We start from the raw sequence: 21,275 nt of genomic DNA, 5'->3' as shown, positions 1-21,275 counted from the left end.
TTCCCCCTTGGCGTTGGGGGTCGCCATTAGCAAGAGAGCGGCGTGGCAGTTGCTTGCCACGCTGTTTCAATTAGCGGGACGGGTTGGGTGGCATCACCGAATCGCGCATGATAATCGCTGGTGGGAAACTGGCTGGTGGTGTCTGCGGGTTAATCAGGAGTTGCGTGGCAAATTGCGCCATCTCAACGATGGGAAAATGCAGACTGGTTAATGCAGGGCAGACGAAAGGTGCGCGTTCGCCACTGTCGTAGCAAATTAATGAGATATCCTGCGGCACCTGCAAATGGTGCTTATTGATAGCCAGCAGTGCACCAATGGCCATCTCTTCATTGCAGCAATAAATGGCCGTCGGTAAGTGGGGCTGATTGAGGATCTCGTCAGCACGCTGATAGCCACTCTCCAGATCATAAACCCCTTCAACACAGGCGATTGGTGTCAAACCTGCCGATTGCATGGCGTCGATAAATCCCTGACGGCGCAACTCGCTGGAGTGGCGCTGCGCGGAACCACTAATGCACGCAATACGCCGATGACCCGCATCGATAAGCACCTGAGTTGCCATTTGACTGGCGCGGCGGTGATCGAAGGTCACACAACGGGCTTCAAGACCGGGAACTAACCTATCGAGCAACACGAATGAGCGGTCTGCGACCGCCAACTGACGCAGCCTTTCATCACTGAGAAAACGGACATGGAGGATCAAGCCGTCACAGCGTAAGTTATACAGGCGCTGAATAGCCTGCCACTCTTTATCCGCATTATCCCGCCCCTGAGTGACTAATAGCTGTTTACCCTGAGACTCAGCTTCCGTTTGCACAAAATCCATCAATGCACCAAAGAAGCCGCCTCGATAGGAGGTGGTCACCAAGCCGAGCGTATGACTTTGACTTGATGCCAATGCGCGCGCGGCAGGGTTTGGGGTGTAACCCAATACCGCTACCGCTTGTTCCACCTTTTCGCGAGTCAGGGCTTTGACATTGGTATCACCGTTGACCACGCGGGAAACCGTAGCACGGGAAACCCCGGCTAATACCGCGACATCTTCCAGTGTTACCATTTCTTTCTCCCATTACCCTTCATCTTTCAAATTGCAGGTGTGTTGGCTGCACTCAAAAACCCGAATCACTTACTTGAGTAAGCTCATCGGGATTTTCTCGTTTGCCGCCTTCCTGCACCTTGAAATCTATTGGGTATACAATTTAAAAGTCGCCACAATAGCTAACTTAACATCACAAATCTGCGAACTGAGGCAAATAAGGTTTATTGACCTGTAGAACCTCTTCCAGTAGCGGCTGAGCAATGCTCGCGTTAGCAATCAGTGGGTTAGTCACTAGCGCTAATAAGGCACTGCGGCGATCGCCGTGTACTGCGGCTTCAATGGTCAGACGTTCATAGGCTTTTACTTGCTGCGTTAACCCATGCATCGCCACAGGTAAGGGGCCGAAAGTGAGTGGATGAGCACCTTGTGCATCGACAATACAGTTTGTTTCTACCACAGAACAGTCGGATAAACCGCGAATCGCCCCACGGTTTGTCGTATTCACAACTAATTGCGTACCTAAATTATTATAAATAGCACGAATGAGTTCCAGCGCAACTTCAGAATAAAATGATCCGCCACGGAAGCTGAGCTGCTCAGGTTTGCTGTCCAGATGGGGATCAGCGTACAGATCGAACAGCTCTTTTTCTACTTGCATCACCTGTTCCGCGCGCGTGCCGCGCTCAGCGGCTGCAGCCATCTCTTCTGCCAGCATATCCTGAGTCTGGTAGAAATAGCGATGATACGGGCAAGGGATAGCTCCCATTGCTCGCAGGAATTCCGGCGGCCATGGCGCTTCCTTGATATTGTTCATGGTCAACGAAGCACCGTCGCACAGCATATCCATCACATTGGTGGTCACATTTTTACCCTGCTGCAACACCTCATGCACCCACACCATATGGTTGAGTCCGGCGAAGCGCAGCTGGATATCTTCATAAGGCGCATTCAGTAAATTGGCGATCATATGATGCATGCTGATCGGGACATTACACAAACCGATAATTTTCGCTTTGCTATAACGGGTCACCGCTTCGGTGACAATCCCGGCGGGATTGGTGAAGTTAATGATCCAGGCCTCCGGTGCCAGTCGCTCGACTTTAGCGGCAATATCCAGCATCACCGGAATGGTGCGCAGTGCTTTGGCAAAACCGCCGACACCGGTGGTCTCCTGGCCAAGCAGGTTATATTTTAGCCCCAAACGTTCATCTGCCGCCCGAGCAGGGAGCTGGCCGACACGGAATTGGGTCAACACAAAACTGGCCCCTTCGATGGCCGTATCCAGCGAGAAGTGAACGCTGACTTTCACCTGCTCCAACCCGTGCCGATCCAACATTCTGCGGGTCAGGGCGGCGATAATCTCCACTTTTTGGCGACCCAATTCGACATCAGCCAAGGCCAACTCAGTGACCGGCAACTGGTCAATGCGCTGAATCAGCCCATCAACCAACTCAGGGGTATAGCTACTACCGCCACCAATAATGGCAATTTTAAAGGTTTTCATAATTTGGTCTCAAAATGGATGAATTAGAAATGAGAGCGCTCTCATTTGAAGGCAGATTAACGATTAACCAGAAACAAAATGGGATATTTCTCGCAAAAACGGCAGAGAGTGAGTCAGAGAATCAGCAATACGTGATCTCAGTTGCAGAATTTCACTGTTGCTGTGGAATGTGATGATGAGTTAATTTGGCTAACTAATCGCTATTGTGCCGCTTATTGATAGAAGTGACATGTTTTCAGCGAAAATGCGCATTTTGTTACGTAAAAAACGGTAAATGGGTGGCATTACGCGGGTTAGCTCTCTAGAATCAAAGCGCTTTTCCGCTGTTTGTACCCCACAGAAAGGAACCGGTAATGTTCAAACGTACTTTAGTGACCTTCATCGCACTTTGTTCCCTAAGCGCCGTGGCGCCCGCCGCTTTAGCTGCCGGTGAACCTCATGTGCTGTTAACGACGTCGGTTGGGAATATTGAGTTGGAACTCAATAGCCAGAAGGCCCCGATTTCAACACAAAACTTCGTTGATTACGTCAATAACGGCTACTACAACAACACCATTTTCCACCGTGTTATTCCTGGTTTTATGGTTCAGGGTGGCGGCTTTACCGCTGATTTCAAACAAAAAACCGCTAAAACGCCAATCAAAAACGAAGCGGATAATGGCTTGCGCAACCTGCGTGGCACCATCTCGATGGCCCGTACCGCAGATAAAGATAGCGCCACCAGCCAGTTTTTCCTCAACGTAGCAGACAATGCTTTCCTCGATCATGGCCAACGTGACTTTGGTTATGCCGTGTTCGGTAAAGTGGTAAAAGGCATGGATGTGGTAGAGAAAATCTCCCAGGTTCAGACGGAAAACGTCGGCCCGTATCAGAATGTGCCTGTTAAGCCGATCACTATCCTGTCAGCGAAAGTGTTGCCTTAATTGGTTAAGCCAGCTTTCATTCCCCGAAAGCTGGCTGATTCATACCCAAATCCCATTCCGACATAAATTAATCCGTTTGCGCCAATGGCATGCTTATAATCAATTATCTAGCGGCGATGGGGTGAAGAATTTATGAGCGAAACATTACTTATCGGGAAAGCTGTGCCGGCACAAGATTTGGTGATTTTATCGGCACTGGCAAACCGCCATGGCTTGATTACCGGGGCGACGGGGACTGGTAAAACCGTCACTTTGCAAAAGATGGCCGAGCAATTCTCCCGCATTGGTGTGCCGGTGTTTCTGGCGGATGTGAAAGGGGATCTCTCCGGCATTGGTGCTGAAGGTGTCGCTTCGGAGAAACTGCAATCCCGCCTGGCGGCGATAGGTGTCACTGACTGGCAGCCGCAGGCATGTCCGATTGTGCCGTGGGATATTTTCGCGGAAAAAGGTCATCCAATCCGCGCCACCATCTCTGACCTTGGCCCCCTGCTGCTGGGCCGTCTGCTTGATCTAAATGATGTGCAAAGCGGCGTACTGCAATTAGTGTTTAAAATCGCGGACGACAACGGCCTACTACTGCTGGACATGAAAGATCTCCGCGCCATCGTGCAATTCGTCGGCGACAATGCCAAACAGTTCCGCACCCAATATGGCAATATCACCCCCGCTTCGATTGGGGCCATTCAGCGGGGTCTACTGACCTTAGAAGAGCAGGGGGCGAATCAATTCTTTGGTGAGCCGATGCTGGATATTCACGATTTAATGCAGACCGACAGCAATGGGCAGGGGGTTATCAACCTGCTGGCGGCGGATCGGCTGATCAATCAGCCCAAGTTATATGCCGTTTTCCTGCTTTGGCTGTTGGCAGAGCTGTTTGAGCAGCTTCCGGAAGTGGGTGATGTCGAAAAACCTAAACTGGTCTTCTTCTTTGACGAGGCCCACTTGCTCTTCACCGATGCCCCTACGGCACTGGTGGATAAAGTTGAGCAAGTGGTGCGGCTGATTCGCTCAAAAGGCGTCGGCATCTATTTCGTGACACAAAACCCGCTAGATATTCCAGATAAGATCCTGGGCCAGCTGGGCAACCGCGTGCAACATGCGCTGCGTGCCTTTACCCCGCGCGACCAAAAGGCGGTGAAAGCGGCGGCACAAACCATGCGCGCTAACCCCGCTTTCAGTGCTGAACAAGTGATTACCGAGTTGGCTGTCGGTGAAGCGCTGATCTCCTTCCTCGACGAGAAAGGGCGGCCCAATGTGGTGGCGCGAGGCATGGTTATCGCCCCACAATCAAAAATGGGAGCATTGGATGCAGCAGCACGTAATCACGCCATCAATCATTCCCCACTCTATGGCCGCTATGAAGAGATGGTCGACCGCGAATCTGCCTATGAGAAATTATCCGCAGGCGGCTTCTCCACGATGGGGAGTGCAGCACCTGGGGAGGCGGCGGCCCCTCAGCAACCCACTGAACAGCAAAGTGGCGGCGGTTTGATGGGGGGGCTAAATGATTTACTGTTTGGTTCTACTGGCCCACGGGGCGGCAAGCGTGATGGAATTGTCCAAACCGCCGCCAAAAGCATGGCACGCGACTTGGGTCGACAAATTCTGCGCGGCGTTCTGGGGTCAATTACCGGTGGGCGTAAGCGCTAGGCTGAATTTTTGGATATGAAATGCTGTTATTAATCGATAATTACGATTCATTTACCTACAACCTCTACCAGTATTTTTGTGAACTGGGGGTTGCGGTGGTGGTTAAACGTAATGATGAGGTGCAACTGGCTGATATTGAACGGTTATCGCCATCACATTTGGTGATCTCGCCCGGCCCTTGCACGCCGAATGAGGCGGGGATTTCGTTGGCGGCTATCAGCCATTTTGCCGGTAAATTACCAATACTGGGGGTTTGCCTGGGCCATCAGGCGCTAGGGCAAGCTTTTGGTGCGCGTATTGTGCGGGCGCGGCAGGTGATGCATGGCAAGACCACCGCGATTTGCCATAATAATCAAGGGGTTTTCCAAGGGCTGAATCAGCCGCTGACGGTGACTCGCTATCACTCATTAGTCATTGACGCCGATTCACTACCCGCCTGTTTTGAGCTGACCGCATGGACGGAGCGAGAGGGCGCAATGGATGAAATCATGGGTATCCGCCATCGCACCTTGCCACTGGAGGGCGTGCAGTTTCATCCGGAGAGCATTCTCAGCGAGCAGGGACATCAATTATTGGCTAATTTCCTTAAAAATTAGCAGGTTAAGTTTCCCCCATCAATAAAGTAATTTTTTTGTTTGCTTGCTTGTGATTTTTTATGCATATTTTGTGATTATATTTTCATTCGTCAGTAGTTGGCGGCTCAATGGATAATTAGAGGTGGGCAGGGCAATGTCAGATAAACTAACAGTTAATCGCAGTACATTCGATCAGGTTATTTTGCCTGTTTATGCACCAGCGCAGTTTATCCCGGTAAAAGGGAAAGGTAGCCGAGTATGGGATCAGCAGGGCACGGAATACATTGATTTTGCTGGCGGGATCGCGGTTACTGCCCTTGGCCACTGCCATCCGGCGCTAGTGGCGGCCCTGCATCAGCAGGGTGAGACGTTATGGCATACCAGTAATGTATTCACCAACGAGCCAGCGCTGCGTTTGGCGCAAAAACTGATTGCCGCCACCTTTGCCGATCGGGTGTTTTTCGCCAATTCGGGCGGTGAAGCGAATGAAGCGGCATTTAAGTTGGCCCGTCATTACGCCATTGAGCGCCATAGCCCGTATAAAACCAAAATCATTGCTTTCCATAATGCATTCCATGGTCGCACCTTGTTTACCGTATCCGTCGGTGGTCAGCCAAAGTACTCCGATGGTTTTGGCCCGAAACCGGCCGACATCATCCATGTGCCGTTTAATGATCTGGCCGCAGTGAAAGCGGTGATGGATGACCACACCTGCGCGGTGGTGCTGGAGCCGATCCAAGGGGAGGGCGGGATTACCGCCGCGACACCTGAGTTCCTGCAAGGTGTGCGCGAGCTTTGTACTCAACACAAGGCACTGTTGGTGTTCGACGAAGTGCAAAGTGGCATGGGCCGTAGCGGCAAGTTGTTCACCTATATGCACTATGGCGTGACGCCGGATATCCTCACTACGGCGAAAGCCTTGGGTGGCGGGTTCCCGATCAGTGCGATGCTGACCACCGAAGAGATTGCCTCGGTGATGGCCGTCGGCACCCACGGCACCACTTATGGTGGTAATCCTCTGGCTTGTGCAGTTGCTGAAGCCGCGCTGGATGTGATTAATACCCCAGAGGTCCTTGAGGGTATTGAACAGCGCCATGGCCTGTTTGTGCAGGCGCTGGAAGTGATTAACCGCAAGTACTCGGTGTTTAGTGATATCCGTGGCATGGGGCTGCTGATTGGTGCTGAGTTAGCACCGCAATACCGTGGCCGGGCGCGGGAGTTCCTGACCGCAGCGGCGGCAAATGGGTTGATGATCCTCAATGCCGGGCCAGATGTATTGCGCTTAGCGCCTTCGCTGGTGATTGAGTTGGATGATATCCAGCAAGGAGTGGCGCGTTTAGAGAGCGCTATCGCCAGCCTGGTGAATGAGAGCTAAATTTACTCTCCGGTAAACGTCTGATCCCGCAACTTCCGGCTGCGCCAAATACCGTGGTGGGGCTGCTGCTGCCAGGCCATCGACGACACGGTATGCATAACACTTAAATGTGACAGGATACGCCGCAAATTTCGTTCCAGTTCAGATATTTGCGTGTCGACGGCCACATCCGGTGCTTGCACAAAATCATCACTCCCCTCGCAGCTGTCTGATTCTAGCCGCTGCTGGCACTGCTGAATCGCCATCTCACATAGCTGCAAATACTCTGTCGCTAGCGCGACACTCATGAGGTTGTGACCCGCCTCAGGCGGCGTGGTTGATTCAGTTAATGGATGTTCCCGCGTAAGAATAGTCATTTCGTTGATATGTCCAACAATCAACTCGCTATGGGTCGCCCACAGCCGCATATCCGCTAAATATTTTGAGTTGAATCCCGGCTCTTGCATCGCCTGATTCAGTGAGCTTAAGACGGTATTACTGGCTTTGTTCACCTCAATACGTTCATAGGAGAGCTGGGTAATATCAGGGTGTGGGGCCAGCAACAAGCGCAGGATCTGCTGGTAAGCGCTGAGTGCCTGATGGGCATTTTTACGCAGCAACCCGCTCTGCCACTGAGGCCACAGCCATAAGGTGCTGGCAAAGGCCAGCGCACAACCAATTAAGGTATCCAGCAGACGTGGGACTAAAAAGTCAGCGCCATCACCGGTTAATAGCTGCAAGATATACACCGCCGTGATGGTTCGACCAATAACCGCTAGCCCGTAGTTGTTACGTTGCACCAGATAGGCCACCAGTGTGATCAGCAACATAATGCCCAGTGTCACCCCCTCCGGCATCTGTAAATGCAGCAAACCTGCCGCCAACACCAGCCCGATCAGTGTCCCGAGGGCGCGGTGATAGATGCGCACCTTAGTCGCGTTATAGCCGTTTTGTACCACCAACATCACGGTGAGTAAGATCCAATAAGGTTTTGGCAGGTGCATCAAGGCACCAATATAGCTGCCTGCGGCCAGTGTCACCCCCAGTCGTGCGGCAGCGCGCAGCGCACCAGACTTAAATGAGAGGTAACTGACAAGGGCGGGCCAAAATGGCTGCGGTTGCTGACTGGAGATCAACTCGCGCTCATACAGCGGGCGTCGGTCACTCAGGATCTGGATAACGTGGCTGGTATGGTAGTAGCAAAATTGCGCCACTGGATTATTGGGGTGCTGCTGGGCTATCTCTTCCAGTTCAACCAGCGCATCGCCGGCGGTGAAATTTCGCTTAGCACGGTGGTGATAGAGAATATCATCGGCAATAACGCGCATTTGGGCTGAGATAATCTGCGTATTGCGGCGAAGTACCTCCTCTATCCGACTATGCTCCAAGAGGTCTCGCACTCTATCTGACTGATTCAGCGCCGCAGTAATGTGCTCTTGCAGGTCGAGCGCCATCTGAAATAGCCCCAATAGCCGTTTGCGCTCCGCCTTGGTGGCATTGTTGATTAAGTTAAATTGCTGATAAAGCTGATTAATTTTGTCCATTATCCCCTGTTGCCGATCAAGCAACGGGGGGAGCGCCTTTTCCGGCTCTACATGCTGGGAGAGTAGGTTGTATTTAGCGTCGCAATAATCTGCCAGTAAATGATAAAGCTGGCTTAGTGGCTCACGGATCGGCTGGTCTCTGCATAACCGGAACCACAGCCAGTTAAAGAGGCCGTACCAGAGTGTTCCGACAGCGCACAACAGGGGTGCTTGCCAGATAGGTGCGCGACCAACCATACTTAGGCTGAATATTGCGGCGATTAACGCGGCGGGCAACAAGTGGCCATGGAGGGGGCTGATTGCGCCGTTGACACCGAGCACCAGTGCTAGCCCGAGCATGATCCACGGCAAGGGAATGTGCCACAGCAACAGCTGCTGGGTCAGGAAGCTGCTCAGTGTAAAGAGCGCGCCACCAATAATCAGCCGCCGGAAGAAGTGTTGGTGCGGTGTATCCAGCGAGGCAATATTGCAACACGCGGGTATCAGGGAGAACATCAGTCCGAGTCGCAGCTCGCCGATAGCAAAGCCTAGGGCTGCTGGCAGGCAGAGAACTAATGTTTGGCGTAATGCATAGTTTACTTCAGGATGATAAATAACCCGTTGCCACTTCATTTAGGCCCCAGAAATTTATTAATCACAAAAGATTGAGAAAACCGATGCCGAGGGTATCGGCACCGGTTTATAGGGAATTAACGGGTGCCGTAAACGACAATCGTTTTACCGTGTGCGGAGATCAAGTTCTGATCTTCCAGCATTTTTAGTATCCGCCCCACAGTTTCGCGGGAACAGCCAACTATCTGACCAATTTCCTGGCGGGTAATCTTAATCTGCATCCCATCTGGGTGGGTCATGGCATCAGGTTGTTTTGCCAGGTTAAGCAGCGTTTGTGCAATGCGCCCAGTGACATCAAGGAAAGCGAGGTTACCCACTTTCTCGGATGTAATCTGAAGGCGGTTCGCCATTTGTGAAGAGAGGCGCATCAAGATATCTGGATTTACCTGAATCAACTGACGGAATTTTTTGTAAGAAATTTCAGCCACTTCACAGGCGGTTTTTGCTCTAACCCAGGCACTACGCTCTTGGCCTTCTTCAAATAATCCAAGCTCGCCGATGAAATCCCCTTGGTTTAAATAGGAGAGAATCATCTCTTTACCCTCTTCATCTTTAATCAGCACCGCAACGGAGCCTTTCACGATGTAGTAAAGCGTTTCGGCCTTTTCACCTTGGTGAATTAGCGTACTCTTCGATGGGTATTTGTGGATATGGCAATGAGACAGGAACCATTCGAGAGTCGGGTCTGTTTGTGGCTTGCCGAGAACCATTCGCTGTTATCCTCTGTTGTTATCGCTGCCTAACTTAACAGGGCTCAGAGTTCCCTGTACGGCGTGCTTTTAAAATACACTTTCTTTTAGCATATTAATTTGCTCAATTGCCGAAAGGTATAGCCAAGATACGTACTGGATAGAAACCCTTCACTGAGTATTGGGAGCTACCCTATTTAATTCTAGAAACAACACTTTCGGTTCTGTTTGTAGCACAGGATGAGGTCAGTGTCTTGTGTTGTATCGCTTCAGCATGATGAACATCGGGTTACATTGCCAGTTTCTAAATGAAAGGGTAGTCTGGATCAGAAAAATTAACTGGGAGCGAGTGTTATGCAGGCACGTGTAAAGTGGGTTGAGGGGCTGACATTTTTGGGTGAATCGGCGTCAGGACATCAAGTTTTGATGGATGGAAATGCCGGTGATAAAGCACCTAGCCCGATGGAGATGTTGTTGATGTCAGCAGGTGGCTGCAGCGCGATTGATGTGGTCTCTATTTTGCAAAAAGGGCGTAACGATGTGCGCGATTGTGAGGTCACGTTAACCTCTCAGCGTCGCGAAGAAGCACCGCGTCTGTTTACGCAAATCAATTTGCACTTTATTGTCAGCGGTAAGGGGCTTACTGACAAAATTGTTGAGCGTGCGGTTGAGCTGTCAGCAGAGAAATACTGCTCCGTCTCCCTGATGTTGGGTAAAGCGGCGACCATTACCCACAGTTTTGAAATTCGTGAAATTGCCTAGTTAATCAGCACCCTAGTGATGTTCAACGTTCCTGGTGTTGCAGCCAGCATCATCGCAACGCCAGAAACGAAGGAGATTAGCCGATCGTCTTGCCCTCCAGTAGTTGCTGCACTAACGGGGCCATAATCAGCTCCATTGCCAGCCCCATCTTTCCACCCGGCACCACCAATGTATTGATATTAGAGATAAATGACCCTTGCAACATTGCCAGCAAGTAGGGGAAGTCGATCTGGTCCAAACCTCGAAAATGAATGACAACAAAACTTTCATCCAGCGACGGAATGGCTTTAGCCGCAAAAGGGTTGGAGGTATCGACAGTCGGCACGCGCTGGAAGTTTATATGGGTGCGCGAGAACTGTGGCGTAATGTAGTTAATGTAGTCGTCCATTGATCGCACGACAGAATCCATCACCGCTTCACGTGAGTGACCGCGCTCGCCAGTATCGCGCACCAGCTTTTGAATCCACTCCAGATTGACGATAGGCACCACGCCCACCAATAAATCCACGTACTTCGCCACATCATGATGCTCGGTCACGACGCCGCCGTGTAGCCCCTCATAAAACAGCACATCGGTGGGTTCTGGCAGTGGCTCCCATGGCGTGAAGGTTCCTGGGATCTGGTTATAAGGCACCGCTTCATCATAGGTGTGTAAGTACTTACGTGAGCGCCCAGTGCCGTGCTTGCCATATTCCGCTGCACTTTGCTCCAACTGACCAAAATCATTGGCTTCAGGGCCAAAGTAGCTGATATGCCGACCTTGATCTCGCGCCTTACGGATGGCGGCATCCATTTCAGGGCGGGTATAGCGATGGAAGCTGTCACCTTCAATTTGCGCCGCGCGAATATTCAACTGCTGAAAGATTTTACGAAACGCCAGACTGGTGGTGGTAGTCCCTGCGCCACTTGAGCCGGTAACGGCTATAACCGGATGTTTAGTTGACATATTAGCGGTAACTCCATGGGGTGAGATCCTCAGTGGCCGGGCGGAATTTGCCTGTTCATCTTATCGGTAAAGGTTATTTTTAGGGCAAAGTCTCCGGCTTGTCACCTTGATTTTCATCAAATCTCTTTGCGAGACGGTGAAGATTACGGCTGCTCTTCGGCGTCGGCGCGGAAAGAGCCTCGCGGCATGATATTGATGGTTTCGTGTAACTCAGACCAGACTAAAACCGCGTCACCGCTCAGCAGCTGACGGCGGACATCCTCGACTTTTTGCGCTAATGAGCGCTCATGTTCGCCGTAATCTGTACCTTCACGCAGCACAAAGGTTTCCAGCAGATTATCCAGCGTTTCACCGTCGATCTGCTGCCAGGGAATGATCATGAATGTTGCTCCAGATAGGGGGTGAGCCAGGCGGGAATACGTTGCTCCAGCCACATTTTTGGGTGTTTCAAGGAGCCGCCGACAAAACCGACGTGGCCGCCGTGCTCGGTTAACTGATAATCAATATTGCCCGGCAGTGTATTGATATTGGGAATGACTTCCGCCGTCATAAAGGGGTCATCTTTGGCATGAATGATCAGCAGTGGGATCTTAATCTGCGGCAATAGCGGCAGAGCACTGCAACGGCGATAATAGTCTAGCGCATCATTAAAGCCATGAATTTTAGCGGTGATTACTTCATCGAAATCTCTGACTCGCCGCAATGCTTTCAATTGCGGCAGCCCCAGCGGCAGACTACCGGGGTAACGTAACAGCTTACGGGTGGCGTTTAACTTTAGTTGCCCCAGTAAATAGTGCTGATAGACCCGCGAAAAACCTTGCTCCATGCGGTTGGCACAAGGCTCCAGCATCAGCGGGGCTGAAACTACCACCGCCGCTTGCAGCAGACTCTCCTCTCCTTGCTCCGCCAACTGCCCTTGTTCTGCCAGATAGATCGCCAGCATGTTGCCGCCTAATGAGACTCCTACCGCCGCGGTGGGTGCCTGACCATAGGTCTCCCGCAGCCAGCGCAGAAAGAAGCGCGCATCTTCTGTTTCACCGGAGTGATAAATGCGAGTCTTGCGATTCGGCTCCCCACTGCATCCACGGAAATGCATCACCACTCCCAGCCAGCCTTCGGCCTGCCAGGCGCGCAGCAAGCCATGGGCATAGGGGCTGTAGAAGTTCCCCTCCAGCCCATGGAACAGCACCACACGGGGCTTATGCCGCGCCAGTTCGGGATTTTCACTCCAGGCCAGATCGACAAAATCGCCATCGGGCAACTCCAGCCGCTGCCAAAAAGGCTGCAACTGCACATGACGCCTGACCAACCGGGGCAGCAGCGTTTGTAGATGTGGGTTACTGGCTCCGGCCAGCGGACGAAATAATTCATGCATATAGTGAATGGAAATCATGTTGTTGCTCTTGTGTGATCAATAGCACACTGTTAGCTTCATGGGTATATCGCGCATCATTTTTGGGTGGGAGGCACCCGTCTCATGGAACTGAGTTTATTTCTTTCAATGGTAGGTTTTCTCTGGGTTGCTGCTATTACCCCTGGCCCGAATAATATGTTGCTCACCTCTGCGGGGGCCAATTTTGGTTTTATGCGCTCTATCTGGCTGATGTTAGGCATTATGTTAGGTATGCAGAGCATGTTGCTGCTGGTGGCTTTTGGTGTCGGCGGCCTGATTTTGATCTACCCCTCCATCCACCTGATGCTGAAAATATTGGGTAGCCTCTATCTGCTGTGGCTGGCATGGAAAATTGCCACTTCCGCCTATGAAAAGTTAGAAACCAATGTCGTGCCGCCAAAGCCGCTGCGTTTGTATCAAGGCTGGTTATTGCAGTTCCTCAATCCAAAAGCCTGGCTGATGGGATTAGGCTCAGTCGCCAGCTTCAGCCTAGCTGGCGCGGCCTATAACCACTCTATCGTCATGATTAGCTTGGGTATGTTTATGGTGAATCTGGTGGCGGGCATTATTTGGCTCGGTTTTGGCACTTTGATTGGCCGCTTACTGCGCAGCCGTCGCGCCTGGTTTACCTTTAATATCTCAATGGGCTTACTGACGGCAGCCTGTGTACTGTTGATTTGGCATTGATCGAGCGCTGATTTGGCATTGATCAATCACTGGAGCTAATTGATGGCCTGTAACTATTATCATGTTGATGCATTTGTCGGCGCGGGACTTTCCGGTAACCCTGCAGGTGTCTATTTGCTGAAAAAACCGCTCTCTGCTGAGCAGATGCAACGTATCGCCGCTGAGATTAATCTGCCCGAGACCAGTTTTGTCTGGGATGAGGGGGATAAATCGGCGATCCGCTGGTTTACACCAGAGCGTGAGGTGGATCTATGTGGTCACGGCACCCTGGCCGCGGCACATGTGATATTTAGCATGGTAAATCCCGGCCTGCATGATATCTGCTTTCGGAGCGCCAGCGGTGATCTGTATGTCACGCGTGATGCCGATAACTTTGGCCGCTTGGCACTGAATTTCCCCGCATTGCCCCCTGAGCAAATCGCGATCCCGGCAGCGCTGCAAGCCCTGATCGGTGCTGATATTCAGCAGTTGTGGCAGGCAAAATCTCTGCTAGTGGTGCTGGAAAAAGAGCAACAGCTGCGGCAGTTACAGCCCGATATTGCCGCGCTGATTGCCTATACCGGCCGTGGTGTGATTGTCACCGCGCCCGGTGATGAGGTGGATTTTGTCTCGCGCTACTTTACCCTTAGCAGCAATGAAGATCCGGTGACCGGCTCCGCCCATTGCACCTTGATGCCCTACTGGGTGGCCCGATTGGGCAGGGCGTCACTACATGCCCGCCAGATATCAGCACGAGGCGGTGAGTTATTCTGCACGTTAGCGGGTGATCGCACCCTGATTGCCGGAGATTCCCATATTTTTATCAGTGGTAACATCGCTCTCTAAGTGAGCGCCATAGGCGCTCCTGCACCACCTAATTATCACTAAAAGGAATAAAGAATATTTTTTTATTCCTTTTGTCTGTCAGCTCCTTCAGGTAACACTGTCATCTCACAGCGCCGGGTGCGCTTCGGGTCGCAACAACAGCGAATAAGAGAGTTAACTGAGCGGAGTCAACCAATGGCGATAACCTTTTCTACTGCACATCTTGCCACCGTAATTCGCGGTTTCTTACGGCCAACTGGCGCATTTCTGGCCCTGTCACTGCTGGCAACCACTGCCCATGCGGTTGATGTCACGGTAGCCTACCAAACCTCGGCTGAACCGGCCAAAGTTGCTCAGGCGGATAACAGTTTTGCCAAGCTATCCGGGGCTAATGTCGATTGGCGCAAGTTTGATAGCGGCTCTAGTGTCGTCAGGGCGCTGGCCTCCGGTGATGTACAGATTGGTAATATCGGCTCCAGCCCGCTGGCGGTGGCTGCCAGTCAAAATGTGCCGATTGAGGTCTTCCTGCTAGCCTCACAACTGGGTAGCTCGGAAGCGCTGGTGGTGAAAAAAGAGATCAAAACGCCACAAGATTTAATTGGCAAACGCATTGCTGTGCCTTTCATCTCCACCACCCACTACAGCCTGCTGGCGGCCCTGAAACATTGGGGCATCAAGCCGGATCAGGTCACTATCCTCAACTTGCAGCCTCCCGCCATTGCGGCGGCTTGGCAGCGCGGGGATATTGATGGCGCTTATGTTTGGGCACCTGCCGTTAATGAACTCGCGAAAACCGGTACTGTGCTAACCGATTCCGCCCAAGTGGGCCAATGGGGTGCGCCAACACTGGATGTCTGGGTGGTGCGCAAAGACTTTGCTCAAGCCCATCCTGAAGTGGTGACCGCCTTTGCCCGCACTGCCTTAGCCGCCCAAGGGGCCTATCTGGCGCAGCCGGAGCAGTGGCTCAAAAACCAGCAAAATCTCAGCCAGCTGGCGCGCTTAAGTGGTGTGTCGACGGATCAAGTGCCGGAGTTGGTGCAGGGCAACACTTATCTGCCGGTGGCTGACCAGATAACCCAGCTCGGCCAGCCAGTGGATCAGGCTATTCGCGACACCGCCGCCTTCCTCAAGCAGCAAGGCAAGATCCCGCAAGTGGCGAGTGATTACCGTGATTTCGTCACTGACCGCTTTGTGAAAGAAGTTCAGGCCACGCCGCAGTCTTAGGAGTCATCATGCTAAACGTGCGCGGCCTGTGGGCCGAATATCAGGGCAAACCTGCCTTACAGGATGTGTCGCTACAGATCGCATCGGGCCAGTTGGTCGTGGTATTGGGGCCATCGGGCTGCGGCAAAACCACATTACTGAATTTGATTGCCGGGTTTATGGAGCCTTCAGCTGGCAGCATCACTCTGGATGACAAACCGGTTCACGGCCCGAGTGCCGAGCGGGGAGTGGTGTTCCAGCATGAGGGTTTACTGCCGTGGCGTGATGTGGTCAGCAATGTGGAGTTTGGCCTGCAACTGGCGGGGCTAAGCCGCTCACAGCGGCGGGCCACGGCGCTGAAAATGCTTAACCGCGTTGGATTGGCGGGTTTTGAGCATCACCACATTTGGCAACTGTCTGGTGGTATGCGCCAACGGGTGGGGATTGCCCGCGCACTGGCAGTCGATCCGCGCTTATTACTGCTGGATGAACCCTTCGGTGCACTGGATGCCTTTACCCGCGAGCAGATGCAGGAGCTGCTACTGACGATTTGGCGCGATACTGGCAAACAGATCCTGCTGATTACCCACGATATCGAAGAGGCGGTGTTTCTGGCCAGTGAGCTGTTGCTGTTGTCACCGGGGCCGGGACAGGTGGTCGAGCGGCTATCTTTGAACTTTGGTCAGCGCTACGGCGACGGCGAACCTTGCCGCAGCATCAAATCTGATCCTGAATTTATCGCCCGCCGTGAATACGTGCTGGGCAGAGTCTTCCAACAGCGGGAGGCGCTGGTATGAGTCTACACGGGACTTTACGCGACAGTACTTTACGCGACACTGCATTACGCGGTAGTGCATTACCTGACAGCGCGTTACCTCATTCGTCGGCCCCCGATGCGCTGCTGGTCGCTAAGCCGCGCCGCCGTTGGTCGGCGGTGAATGGTTTGTGGCTCAGCATTGGCACGGTGATTACTGTGGTGGCGCTATGGTGGCTGGTGACGGCGTTACAGCTGATTAGCCCGCTGTTTTTACCCGCGCCGCAGCAGGTATTGCATCAATTATTGGTGATTGCCAGCCCACAGGGATTTATGGATGCCACCTTATGGCAGCATCTGGCCGCCAGTTTGGGGCGCATTTTAATTGCACTATTCGCCGCCGTGGCGCTCGGCGTGCCGACCGGTATCGCGATGGGCCTCAGCCGCCGGGTGCGTGCGGTACTGGACCCGCTGATCGAAATCTATCGCCCGGTGCCGCCGTTAGCCTATTTGCCGCTGATGGTTATCTGGTTTGGTATCGGCGAAACCTCAAAAATCCTGCTGATCTATCTGGCGATATTTGCCCCAGTGACCTTGGCCGCGGTGGCGGGAGTGCGCAGTGTGGCCGAGGTGCGTGTCAGAGCCGCCCAGGCATTGGGGGCCAGCCGCTGGCAGGTTTTACGTTTTGTGGTGTTGCCGAGTGCACTACCGGAGATCTTAACCGGCATCCGCATTGGGTTGGGTGTCGGTTGGTCAACCTTGGTGGCTGCGGAGTTAATCGCCGCCACGCGCGGATTGGGCTTTATGGTGCAATCTGCCGGTGAGTTTCTCGCCACCGACGTGGTGATTGCCGGTATCAGCGTGATTGCCATTATCGCTTTTGGGATGGAGTTAAGTTTGCGGGCGATTCAACGCCGGTTAACACCTTGGTATGGAGCACAGCAATGAATGAACGTTTGGTGGTGACCCCTTTAGGGCCGCATATTGGCGCGTTGGTTGAGAATATTAATATTGCCCGCCCGCTGGGCGACGGCCAGTTTGAGCAGCTTTATCATGCGCTGCTCAAGCATCAGGTGCTATTTTTCCGCAATCAGCCGATTACGCCCTTGCAGCAGCGTGAGCTGGCCGGGCGTTTTGGTGATCTACATATCCATCCGGTCTATCCACACACCAAAGAGTGCGAAGAGATTATCGTGCTGGATACCCACGACAACAATCCGCCGGACAATGATAACTGGCACACTGACGTGACCTTTATCGACCATCCGCCTCTGGGGGCGATTTTGGCCGCTAAGCAACTTCCCGCCACAGGCGGTGATACCTTGTGGAGCAGCGGAGTGGCGGCTTATGACGCGCTCTCTGCGCCATTCAAGCAGCTTTTAGCGGGATTGCGGGCCGAGCACGATTTTGCCCACTCCTTCCCTGAGCACAAAAACCGTGGGACGCCGGAGGAGCATCAGCGCTGGTTACTGGCTAAAGAGAGGAATCCGCCGCTGTTGCATCCGGTGGTGCGAACTCATCCGGTGACCGGGCGTCAGGCACTGTTCGTCAATGAGGGATTCACCACGCGAATTGTTGATCTGAGCGCGAAAGAGAGCGACGCGATATTGCGTCTCCTGTTTGCTCATGCCACCAAACCGGAGTTTCAAGTGCGCTGGCGCTGGCAGCAGGATGACGTGGCGATCTGGGATAACCGCGTCACCCAGCACTATGCCAATGCCGATTATCTGCCGCAGCGGCGGGTGATGCACCGCGCGACGATTTTAGGCGATAAGCCAGTATTCCGGCCTTAACGCGCTACTTTTTGGTGTAAAACCCCAGGGTCAGATTGCAGCGTAAAGCCCGCCAAAACTCGCTGAAGGTGCTGCTGCCACGGAACAGCGCGGCGGGTAAACCGAGGGCGAAAAAGCGTTTTGCTAACAGACGGCGCGCAGTGGGGTCAGTTATCTTCTTGCGAATCAGCCCCAGCAGATGGCCACTCTCGCGGTTGGCATGGCGCAGTAGCGTTTTGCGTAACGCCGGTGGGCTATTGGCTGCAATCTCAACCAGCCCGTGAATGATATCAAGGTAGCTATTCGCGCGGCGCTGCAATGCTTGTGGCGATGGCGAGTTGGTGATGGATTCCGGATTAGTGCGATAGCCGTAAAACGGCTGCTGGCAGAACCCGACGCGCCGGGCAACCCGCGCCAGTTGGGTGGTCCACAAAATATCCTCATGCACCATATCGCGGATAAAGGCTAGCTGATTCTCGATGATCACCTCGCGGCGAATAAGTTGCAACCAGGCAAAGTGCGGCCACTCATCCTGCTCAACACTGCGCATGATCCACTGCTGGCCGTCCAACACCTCGCCCCACGGCTGTTTATGCAGCAACGGCGCTGCGGTTTGTACCGCAGGATCGGTGGTGAATCGATAACCGTTGCCAATGAGTAAATCCAGCGACTGCTCTTTGGCTTGGGTTAACCAGCGCTGTAGCGCATTGGGCGCGAGCCAGTCGTCGCCATCGACAAAGGCGATCCACTGCCCTGTAGCCCGCGCGATACCCGCGTTGCGGGCAGCCGACAGACCTTGATTCGCCTGATTGATAATCACTAGCCGGCTCTCATTGCGGGCAGTGTCAGCGAGCATCTCTGGGCTGCTGTCCGTCGAACCATCATTCACGGCGATGATTTCAAATGAAACGCCTACTTGGCTTCTCAATGAATCCAGCAACTCGGCGAGATAAGTTTCACAGTTATAAACCGGAACAATGATACTGACTTCAATTGGCGCCATGCTGATTACTCCGCCTCAAATTGCTTGGTGATATCTTCCAGTTGCTCCTGCGCATCCAGCCACTGCATTTCGGTCTCTTCCAGCTTGGACTTCACCTGAATCTGCTGCTGTAGGCATTGGGTCAAATCCGCCTTGCGGGCCATATCATACAGAGCCGAATCAGCCAGTTGCTCTTCAATGGCGGCTAACTCGGTTGTTAGCTTATCCATCTGTTTTTCCAGCGTCATAATCTGCTTACGCAGCGGCTGGGTCTGGCTACGGAACTCAGCATCGCGGCGTTTTTGATCTTTACGCTGCTGGGCGCTGTTGCCCGAAAGCTCCTTGGCTGGATTCTCCTGCTGGCTCTGCTGGCGCTGCACATCCACCAGAAACTGCTGGTAATCCTCCAGATCGCCGTCGAACTGCTCCACTTTACCATCGTGTACCAGATAGAGGTCATCGGTGGTGGAGCGCAGCAAATGACGGTCATGGGAGACCACCACCAATGCGCCCTCGAAATCAATCAGCGCCTCGGTCAGGGCCTGCCGCATATCAAGGTCAAGGTGGTTGGTCGGTTCATCCAGCAGCAGCAGGTTAGGGCGCTGCCAGATAATCAGCGCCAATACCAGTCGCGCCTTTTCACCACCAGAGAAGCGGGCGGTGGGGTCAGTCACCTGATCGCCCTGAAAACCGTAGCCACCGAGGTAGTCACGCAGTTGCTGTTCTGACTCTTTGGGAGCCAAACGACTCATATGTTGTAGCGGAGATTCATCTGCGCGTAAGAATTCAAGTTGATGCTGGGCGAAGTAACCCAGTTTGATGCCTTTGGACAGGCCAATCTCGCCGCTCTGTGGTTCCAGCGTGCCTGCCAACAGCTTAATTAGGGTGGATTTACCCGCGCCGTTGCGCCCCAACAGGCCGATACGTGAGCCGGGCACCAGGTTCAGCTTGATGGATTGCAAAATGGTTTTATCGCCGTAGCCCGCGCTGACCTTTTCCATCCGCAGCAGAGGGTCGGGCAAGCTCTCTGGCGTGCGGAAGCTGAAGTGGAATGGGTTATCGACGTGGGCAGGGGCGATTAGCTCCATGCGCTCAAGCATTTTAATGCGGCTCTGGGCCTGCTTGGCTTTCGTCGCTTGCGCGCGGAAACGGTCGATATAGCTTTGTAAATGCGCGACTTTTTCTTGCTGATGCTGATACATCGATTGCTGTTGCGACAGTTTGGTAGCGCGCTGGCGTTCGAAGGATGAATAGTTACCGGTATATTCATTCAGCGTCTGCTGTTCAATGTGTAAAATCTTATCAATAATAGGATCAAGGAAATCACGGTCATGGGAGATAAGCACCAGTGTTCCGGTGTAGTTTTTCAGCCATTTTTCCAGCCAGATAACCGCATCCAAATCCAAGTGGTTGGTCGGTTCATCTAGCAGCAGCAGATCAGAGCGGCAAAGCAGCGCCTGTGCCAGGTTAAGGCGCATACGCCAGCCGCCGGAGAAGGAGCGCACCGGTTGCTGTAACTGGTCTTGGGAGAAGCCTAACCCATTGAGCAAACTGGCGGCGCGGGACTGAATAGTCCAGGCATGGATGGCGTCGAGCTTGCCGTGTACGGTGGCAATGGCATGACCATCATTTTTTTCATTGGCGGCCTGCAGTTCAGCCTCCAATTGACGATATTCACGGTCGCCGTCGATAACATACTCTATCGCCGGAATATCCAGTGCCGGGGTCTCCTGATTAACCCAGGCCAGTGCCCAGTTGGTAGGAAAAGTGGCATTGCCGCCATCGGCGCTCAGTTCGCCTTTGAGCAGCGCCAGCAGGGTGGATTTACCACAACCGTTTTTGCCGACTAAGCCGACTTTTTGGCCGGGGTTAATCGTTGCTGTAGCGTTGTCCAGCAAGACGCGAGTACCACGTCGAATTTGAAGCGAAGAAAAAACAATCATAGAGTGCCGTATGTTTAGAGTTTACCCGTCATAACTTCAAGCTGCATGTGTGTTGGCTGCGCTCACTCACCCGAATCACTTACTTGAGTAAGCTCATCGGGATTTTCTCGCTTGCCGCCTTCCTGCAACTCGAATTATT

Annotated in this window: 20 protein-coding genes; 11 read left to right on the top strand and 9 right to left on the bottom strand. The window is 53.0% G+C overall.

The features are described 5' to 3' along the window. Positions 1-70 precede the first annotated feature (70 nt). Positions 71-1,057, bottom strand: coding sequence for a LacI family DNA-binding transcriptional regulator (locus HRK25_RS05210; RefSeq protein ID WP_005271730.1), 987 nt, complete (start codon positions 1,055-1,057; stop codon positions 71-73). A 172-nt stretch (positions 1,058-1,229) separates the two neighbouring features. Then, positions 1,230-2,543: a 6-phospho-beta-glucosidase gene (locus HRK25_RS05205; protein ID WP_005271734.1), complete on the bottom strand. Its 1,314-nt coding sequence runs from the start codon at positions 2,541-2,543 to the stop codon at positions 1,230-1,232. A 353-nt stretch (positions 2,544-2,896) separates the two neighbouring features. Here HRK25_RS05205 and ppiA point away from each other — a divergent pair, with 353 nt between their 5' ends. From ppiA to argD, 4 genes are all read left to right on the top strand, one after another. Next, positions 2,897-3,466: a peptidylprolyl isomerase A gene (gene ppiA, locus HRK25_RS05200; protein ID WP_032896774.1), complete on the top strand. Its 570-nt coding sequence runs from the start codon at positions 2,897-2,899 to the stop codon at positions 3,464-3,466. A 132-nt stretch (positions 3,467-3,598) separates the two neighbouring features. After that, positions 3,599-5,116, top strand: a complete 1,518-nt coding sequence (locus tag HRK25_RS05195; protein ID WP_005271737.1) for a helicase HerA-like domain-containing protein — start codon at positions 3,599-3,601, stop codon at positions 5,114-5,116. A gap of 20 nt (positions 5,117-5,136) precedes the next feature. Continuing rightward, positions 5,137-5,712: an aminodeoxychorismate synthase component II gene (locus tag HRK25_RS05190; protein WP_005271738.1), complete on the top strand. Its 576-nt coding sequence runs from the start codon at positions 5,137-5,139 to the stop codon at positions 5,710-5,712. Positions 5,713-5,845: 133 nt separating this feature from the next. Further along, entirely contained in the window at positions 5,846-7,066 is a 1,221-nt protein-coding gene (argD, locus tag HRK25_RS05185; protein ID WP_005271739.1) for a bifunctional acetylornithine/succinyldiaminopimelate transaminase, read from the top strand. 2 nt (positions 7,067-7,068) lie between these two features. On the opposite strand, the gene HRK25_RS05180 is transcribed toward argD, so the two are convergent. Next, positions 7,069-9,201: a YccS/YhfK family putative transporter gene (locus HRK25_RS05180; RefSeq protein ID WP_005271740.1), complete on the bottom strand. Its 2,133-nt coding sequence runs from the start codon at positions 9,199-9,201 to the stop codon at positions 7,069-7,071. A gap of 77 nt (positions 9,202-9,278) precedes the next feature. After that, the gene (gene crp / locus HRK25_RS05175) at positions 9,279-9,911 is read right to left on the bottom strand and encodes a cAMP-activated global transcriptional regulator CRP (protein ID WP_002212297.1); all 633 of its coding nucleotides are present in this window, start codon (positions 9,909-9,911) and stop codon (positions 9,279-9,281) included. Positions 9,912-10,244: 333 nt separating this feature from the next. On the opposite strand from crp, the gene HRK25_RS05170 reads away from it, so the two are divergent. Beyond that, positions 10,245-10,652, top strand: a complete 408-nt coding sequence (locus tag HRK25_RS05170; protein ID WP_004875129.1) for an OsmC family protein — start codon at positions 10,245-10,247, stop codon at positions 10,650-10,652. A 76-nt stretch (positions 10,653-10,728) separates the two neighbouring features. Here HRK25_RS05170 and HRK25_RS05165 read toward each other — a convergent pair whose 3' ends face one another. From HRK25_RS05165 to HRK25_RS05155, 3 genes are all read right to left on the bottom strand, one after another. Continuing rightward, positions 10,729-11,598, bottom strand: a complete 870-nt coding sequence (locus tag HRK25_RS05165) for a phosphoribulokinase (RefSeq protein WP_005271743.1) — start codon at positions 11,596-11,598, stop codon at positions 10,729-10,731. 143 nt (positions 11,599-11,741) lie between these two features. Beyond that, positions 11,742-11,978 (bottom strand): YheU family protein, encoded by a 237-nt coding sequence (locus HRK25_RS05160; RefSeq protein WP_032896777.1) that lies wholly within the window; start codon positions 11,976-11,978, stop codon positions 11,742-11,744. Continuing rightward, a complete protein-coding gene (locus tag HRK25_RS05155; protein ID WP_032896819.1) occupies positions 11,975-12,973 on the bottom strand; it encodes a hydrolase in 999 nt (332 codons plus the stop codon). Before HRK25_RS05155 ends, HRK25_RS05160 begins: the two co-directional genes overlap by 4 nt. A 102-nt stretch (positions 12,974-13,075) precedes the next feature. Here HRK25_RS05155 and HRK25_RS05150 point away from each other — a divergent pair, with 102 nt between their 5' ends. The 6 genes from HRK25_RS05150 (at position 13,076) to tauD (ending at position 18,232) form a co-directional block, all read left to right on the top strand. Beyond that, positions 13,076-13,678, top strand: a complete 603-nt coding sequence (locus HRK25_RS05150) for a LysE family translocator (protein WP_032896779.1) — start codon at positions 13,076-13,078, stop codon at positions 13,676-13,678. A gap of 42 nt (positions 13,679-13,720) precedes the next feature. Beyond that, positions 13,721-14,503 carry a PhzF family phenazine biosynthesis protein gene (locus tag HRK25_RS05145; RefSeq protein ID WP_005271748.1) on the top strand — a complete coding sequence of 261 codons (783 nt, stop codon included), beginning with the start codon at positions 13,721-13,723 and terminating at the stop codon, positions 14,501-14,503. A 174-nt stretch (positions 14,504-14,677) separates the two neighbouring features. Beyond that, positions 14,678-15,706: a taurine ABC transporter substrate-binding protein gene (gene tauA / locus HRK25_RS05140; RefSeq protein ID WP_005271749.1), complete on the top strand. Its 1,029-nt coding sequence runs from the start codon at positions 14,678-14,680 to the stop codon at positions 15,704-15,706. 8 nt (positions 15,707-15,714) lie between these two features. Continuing rightward, complete coding sequence (tauB, locus tag HRK25_RS05135) at positions 15,715-16,482, top strand: taurine ABC transporter ATP-binding subunit (protein WP_005271750.1); 768 nt, start codon at positions 15,715-15,717, stop codon at positions 16,480-16,482. Continuing rightward, a complete protein-coding gene (tauC, locus tag HRK25_RS05130; RefSeq protein WP_032896781.1) occupies positions 16,479-17,387 on the top strand; it encodes a taurine ABC transporter permease TauC in 909 nt (302 codons plus the stop codon). Before tauB ends, tauC begins: the two co-directional genes overlap by 4 nt. After that, on the top strand, positions 17,384-18,232 hold the full coding sequence (gene tauD, locus HRK25_RS05125; protein WP_032896783.1) for a taurine dioxygenase: 849 nt from the start codon (positions 17,384-17,386) through the stop codon (positions 18,230-18,232). Before tauC ends, tauD begins: the two co-directional genes overlap by 4 nt. A gap of 4 nt (positions 18,233-18,236) precedes the next feature. Here the strand turns inward: tauD and HRK25_RS05120 are convergent, their stop codons facing one another. After that, positions 18,237-19,214 (bottom strand): glycosyltransferase, encoded by a 978-nt coding sequence (locus HRK25_RS05120; protein ID WP_005271754.1) that lies wholly within the window; start codon positions 19,212-19,214, stop codon positions 18,237-18,239. A gap of 5 nt (positions 19,215-19,219) precedes the next feature. Further along, positions 19,220-21,136: an ABC transporter ATP-binding protein gene (locus HRK25_RS05115; RefSeq protein ID WP_005271756.1), complete on the bottom strand. Its 1,917-nt coding sequence runs from the start codon at positions 21,134-21,136 to the stop codon at positions 19,220-19,222. Between the last annotated feature and the right edge of the window lie 139 nt (positions 21,137-21,275).

Source organism: Yersinia bercovieri ATCC 43970 (genome assembly GCF_013282745.1).
Classification (GTDB): Bacteria; Pseudomonadota; Gammaproteobacteria; order Enterobacterales; family Enterobacteriaceae; genus Yersinia; species Yersinia bercovieri.
This window is presented reverse-complemented; position numbering and strand designations above follow the sequence as displayed.

What these genes read in the sequence shown, in the direction of transcription:
- HRK25_RS05210 (WP_005271730.1), bottom strand. Translation starts at nt 1,057, where the DNA reads ATGGTAACACTGGAAGATGTCGCGGTATTAGCCGGGGTTTCCCGTGCT.
- HRK25_RS05205 (WP_005271734.1), bottom strand. Translation starts at nt 2,543, where the DNA reads ATGAAAACCTTTAAAATTGCCATTATTGGTGGCGGTAGTAGCTATACC.
- ppiA (WP_032896774.1), top strand. Translation starts at nt 2,897, where the DNA reads ATGTTCAAACGTACTTTAGTGACCTTCATCGCACTTTGTTCCCTAAGC.
- HRK25_RS05195 (WP_005271737.1), top strand. Translation starts at nt 3,599, where the DNA reads ATGAGCGAAACATTACTTATCGGGAAAGCTGTGCCGGCACAAGATTTG.
- HRK25_RS05190 (WP_005271738.1), top strand. Translation starts at nt 5,137, where the DNA reads ATGCTGTTATTAATCGATAATTACGATTCATTTACCTACAACCTCTAC.
- argD (WP_005271739.1), top strand. Translation starts at nt 5,846, where the DNA reads ATGTCAGATAAACTAACAGTTAATCGCAGTACATTCGATCAGGTTATT.
- HRK25_RS05180 (WP_005271740.1), bottom strand. Translation starts at nt 9,201, where the DNA reads ATGAAGTGGCAACGGGTTATTTATCATCCTGAAGTAAACTATGCATTA.
- crp (WP_002212297.1), bottom strand. Translation starts at nt 9,911, where the DNA reads ATGGTTCTCGGCAAGCCACAAACAGACCCGACTCTCGAATGGTTCCTG.
- HRK25_RS05170 (WP_004875129.1), top strand. Translation starts at nt 10,245, where the DNA reads ATGCAGGCACGTGTAAAGTGGGTTGAGGGGCTGACATTTTTGGGTGAA.
- HRK25_RS05165 (WP_005271743.1), bottom strand. Translation starts at nt 11,598, where the DNA reads ATGTCAACTAAACATCCGGTTATAGCCGTTACCGGCTCAAGTGGCGCA.
- HRK25_RS05160 (WP_032896777.1), bottom strand. Translation starts at nt 11,978, where the DNA reads ATGATCATTCCCTGGCAGCAGATCGACGGTGAAACGCTGGATAATCTG.
- HRK25_RS05155 (WP_032896819.1), bottom strand. Translation starts at nt 12,973, where the DNA reads ATGCATGAATTATTTCGTCCGCTGGCCGGAGCCAGTAACCCACATCTA.
- HRK25_RS05150 (WP_032896779.1), top strand. Translation starts at nt 13,076, where the DNA reads ATGGAACTGAGTTTATTTCTTTCAATGGTAGGTTTTCTCTGGGTTGCT.
- HRK25_RS05145 (WP_005271748.1), top strand. Translation starts at nt 13,721, where the DNA reads ATGGCCTGTAACTATTATCATGTTGATGCATTTGTCGGCGCGGGACTT.
- tauA (WP_005271749.1), top strand. Translation starts at nt 14,678, where the DNA reads ATGGCGATAACCTTTTCTACTGCACATCTTGCCACCGTAATTCGCGGT.
- tauB (WP_005271750.1), top strand. Translation starts at nt 15,715, where the DNA reads ATGCTAAACGTGCGCGGCCTGTGGGCCGAATATCAGGGCAAACCTGCC.
- tauC (WP_032896781.1), top strand. Translation starts at nt 16,479, where the DNA reads ATGAGTCTACACGGGACTTTACGCGACAGTACTTTACGCGACACTGCA.
- tauD (WP_032896783.1), top strand. Translation starts at nt 17,384, where the DNA reads ATGAATGAACGTTTGGTGGTGACCCCTTTAGGGCCGCATATTGGCGCG.
- HRK25_RS05120 (WP_005271754.1), bottom strand. Translation starts at nt 19,214, where the DNA reads ATGGCGCCAATTGAAGTCAGTATCATTGTTCCGGTTTATAACTGTGAA.
- HRK25_RS05115 (WP_005271756.1), bottom strand. Translation starts at nt 21,136, where the DNA reads ATGATTGTTTTTTCTTCGCTTCAAATTCGACGTGGTACTCGCGTCTTG.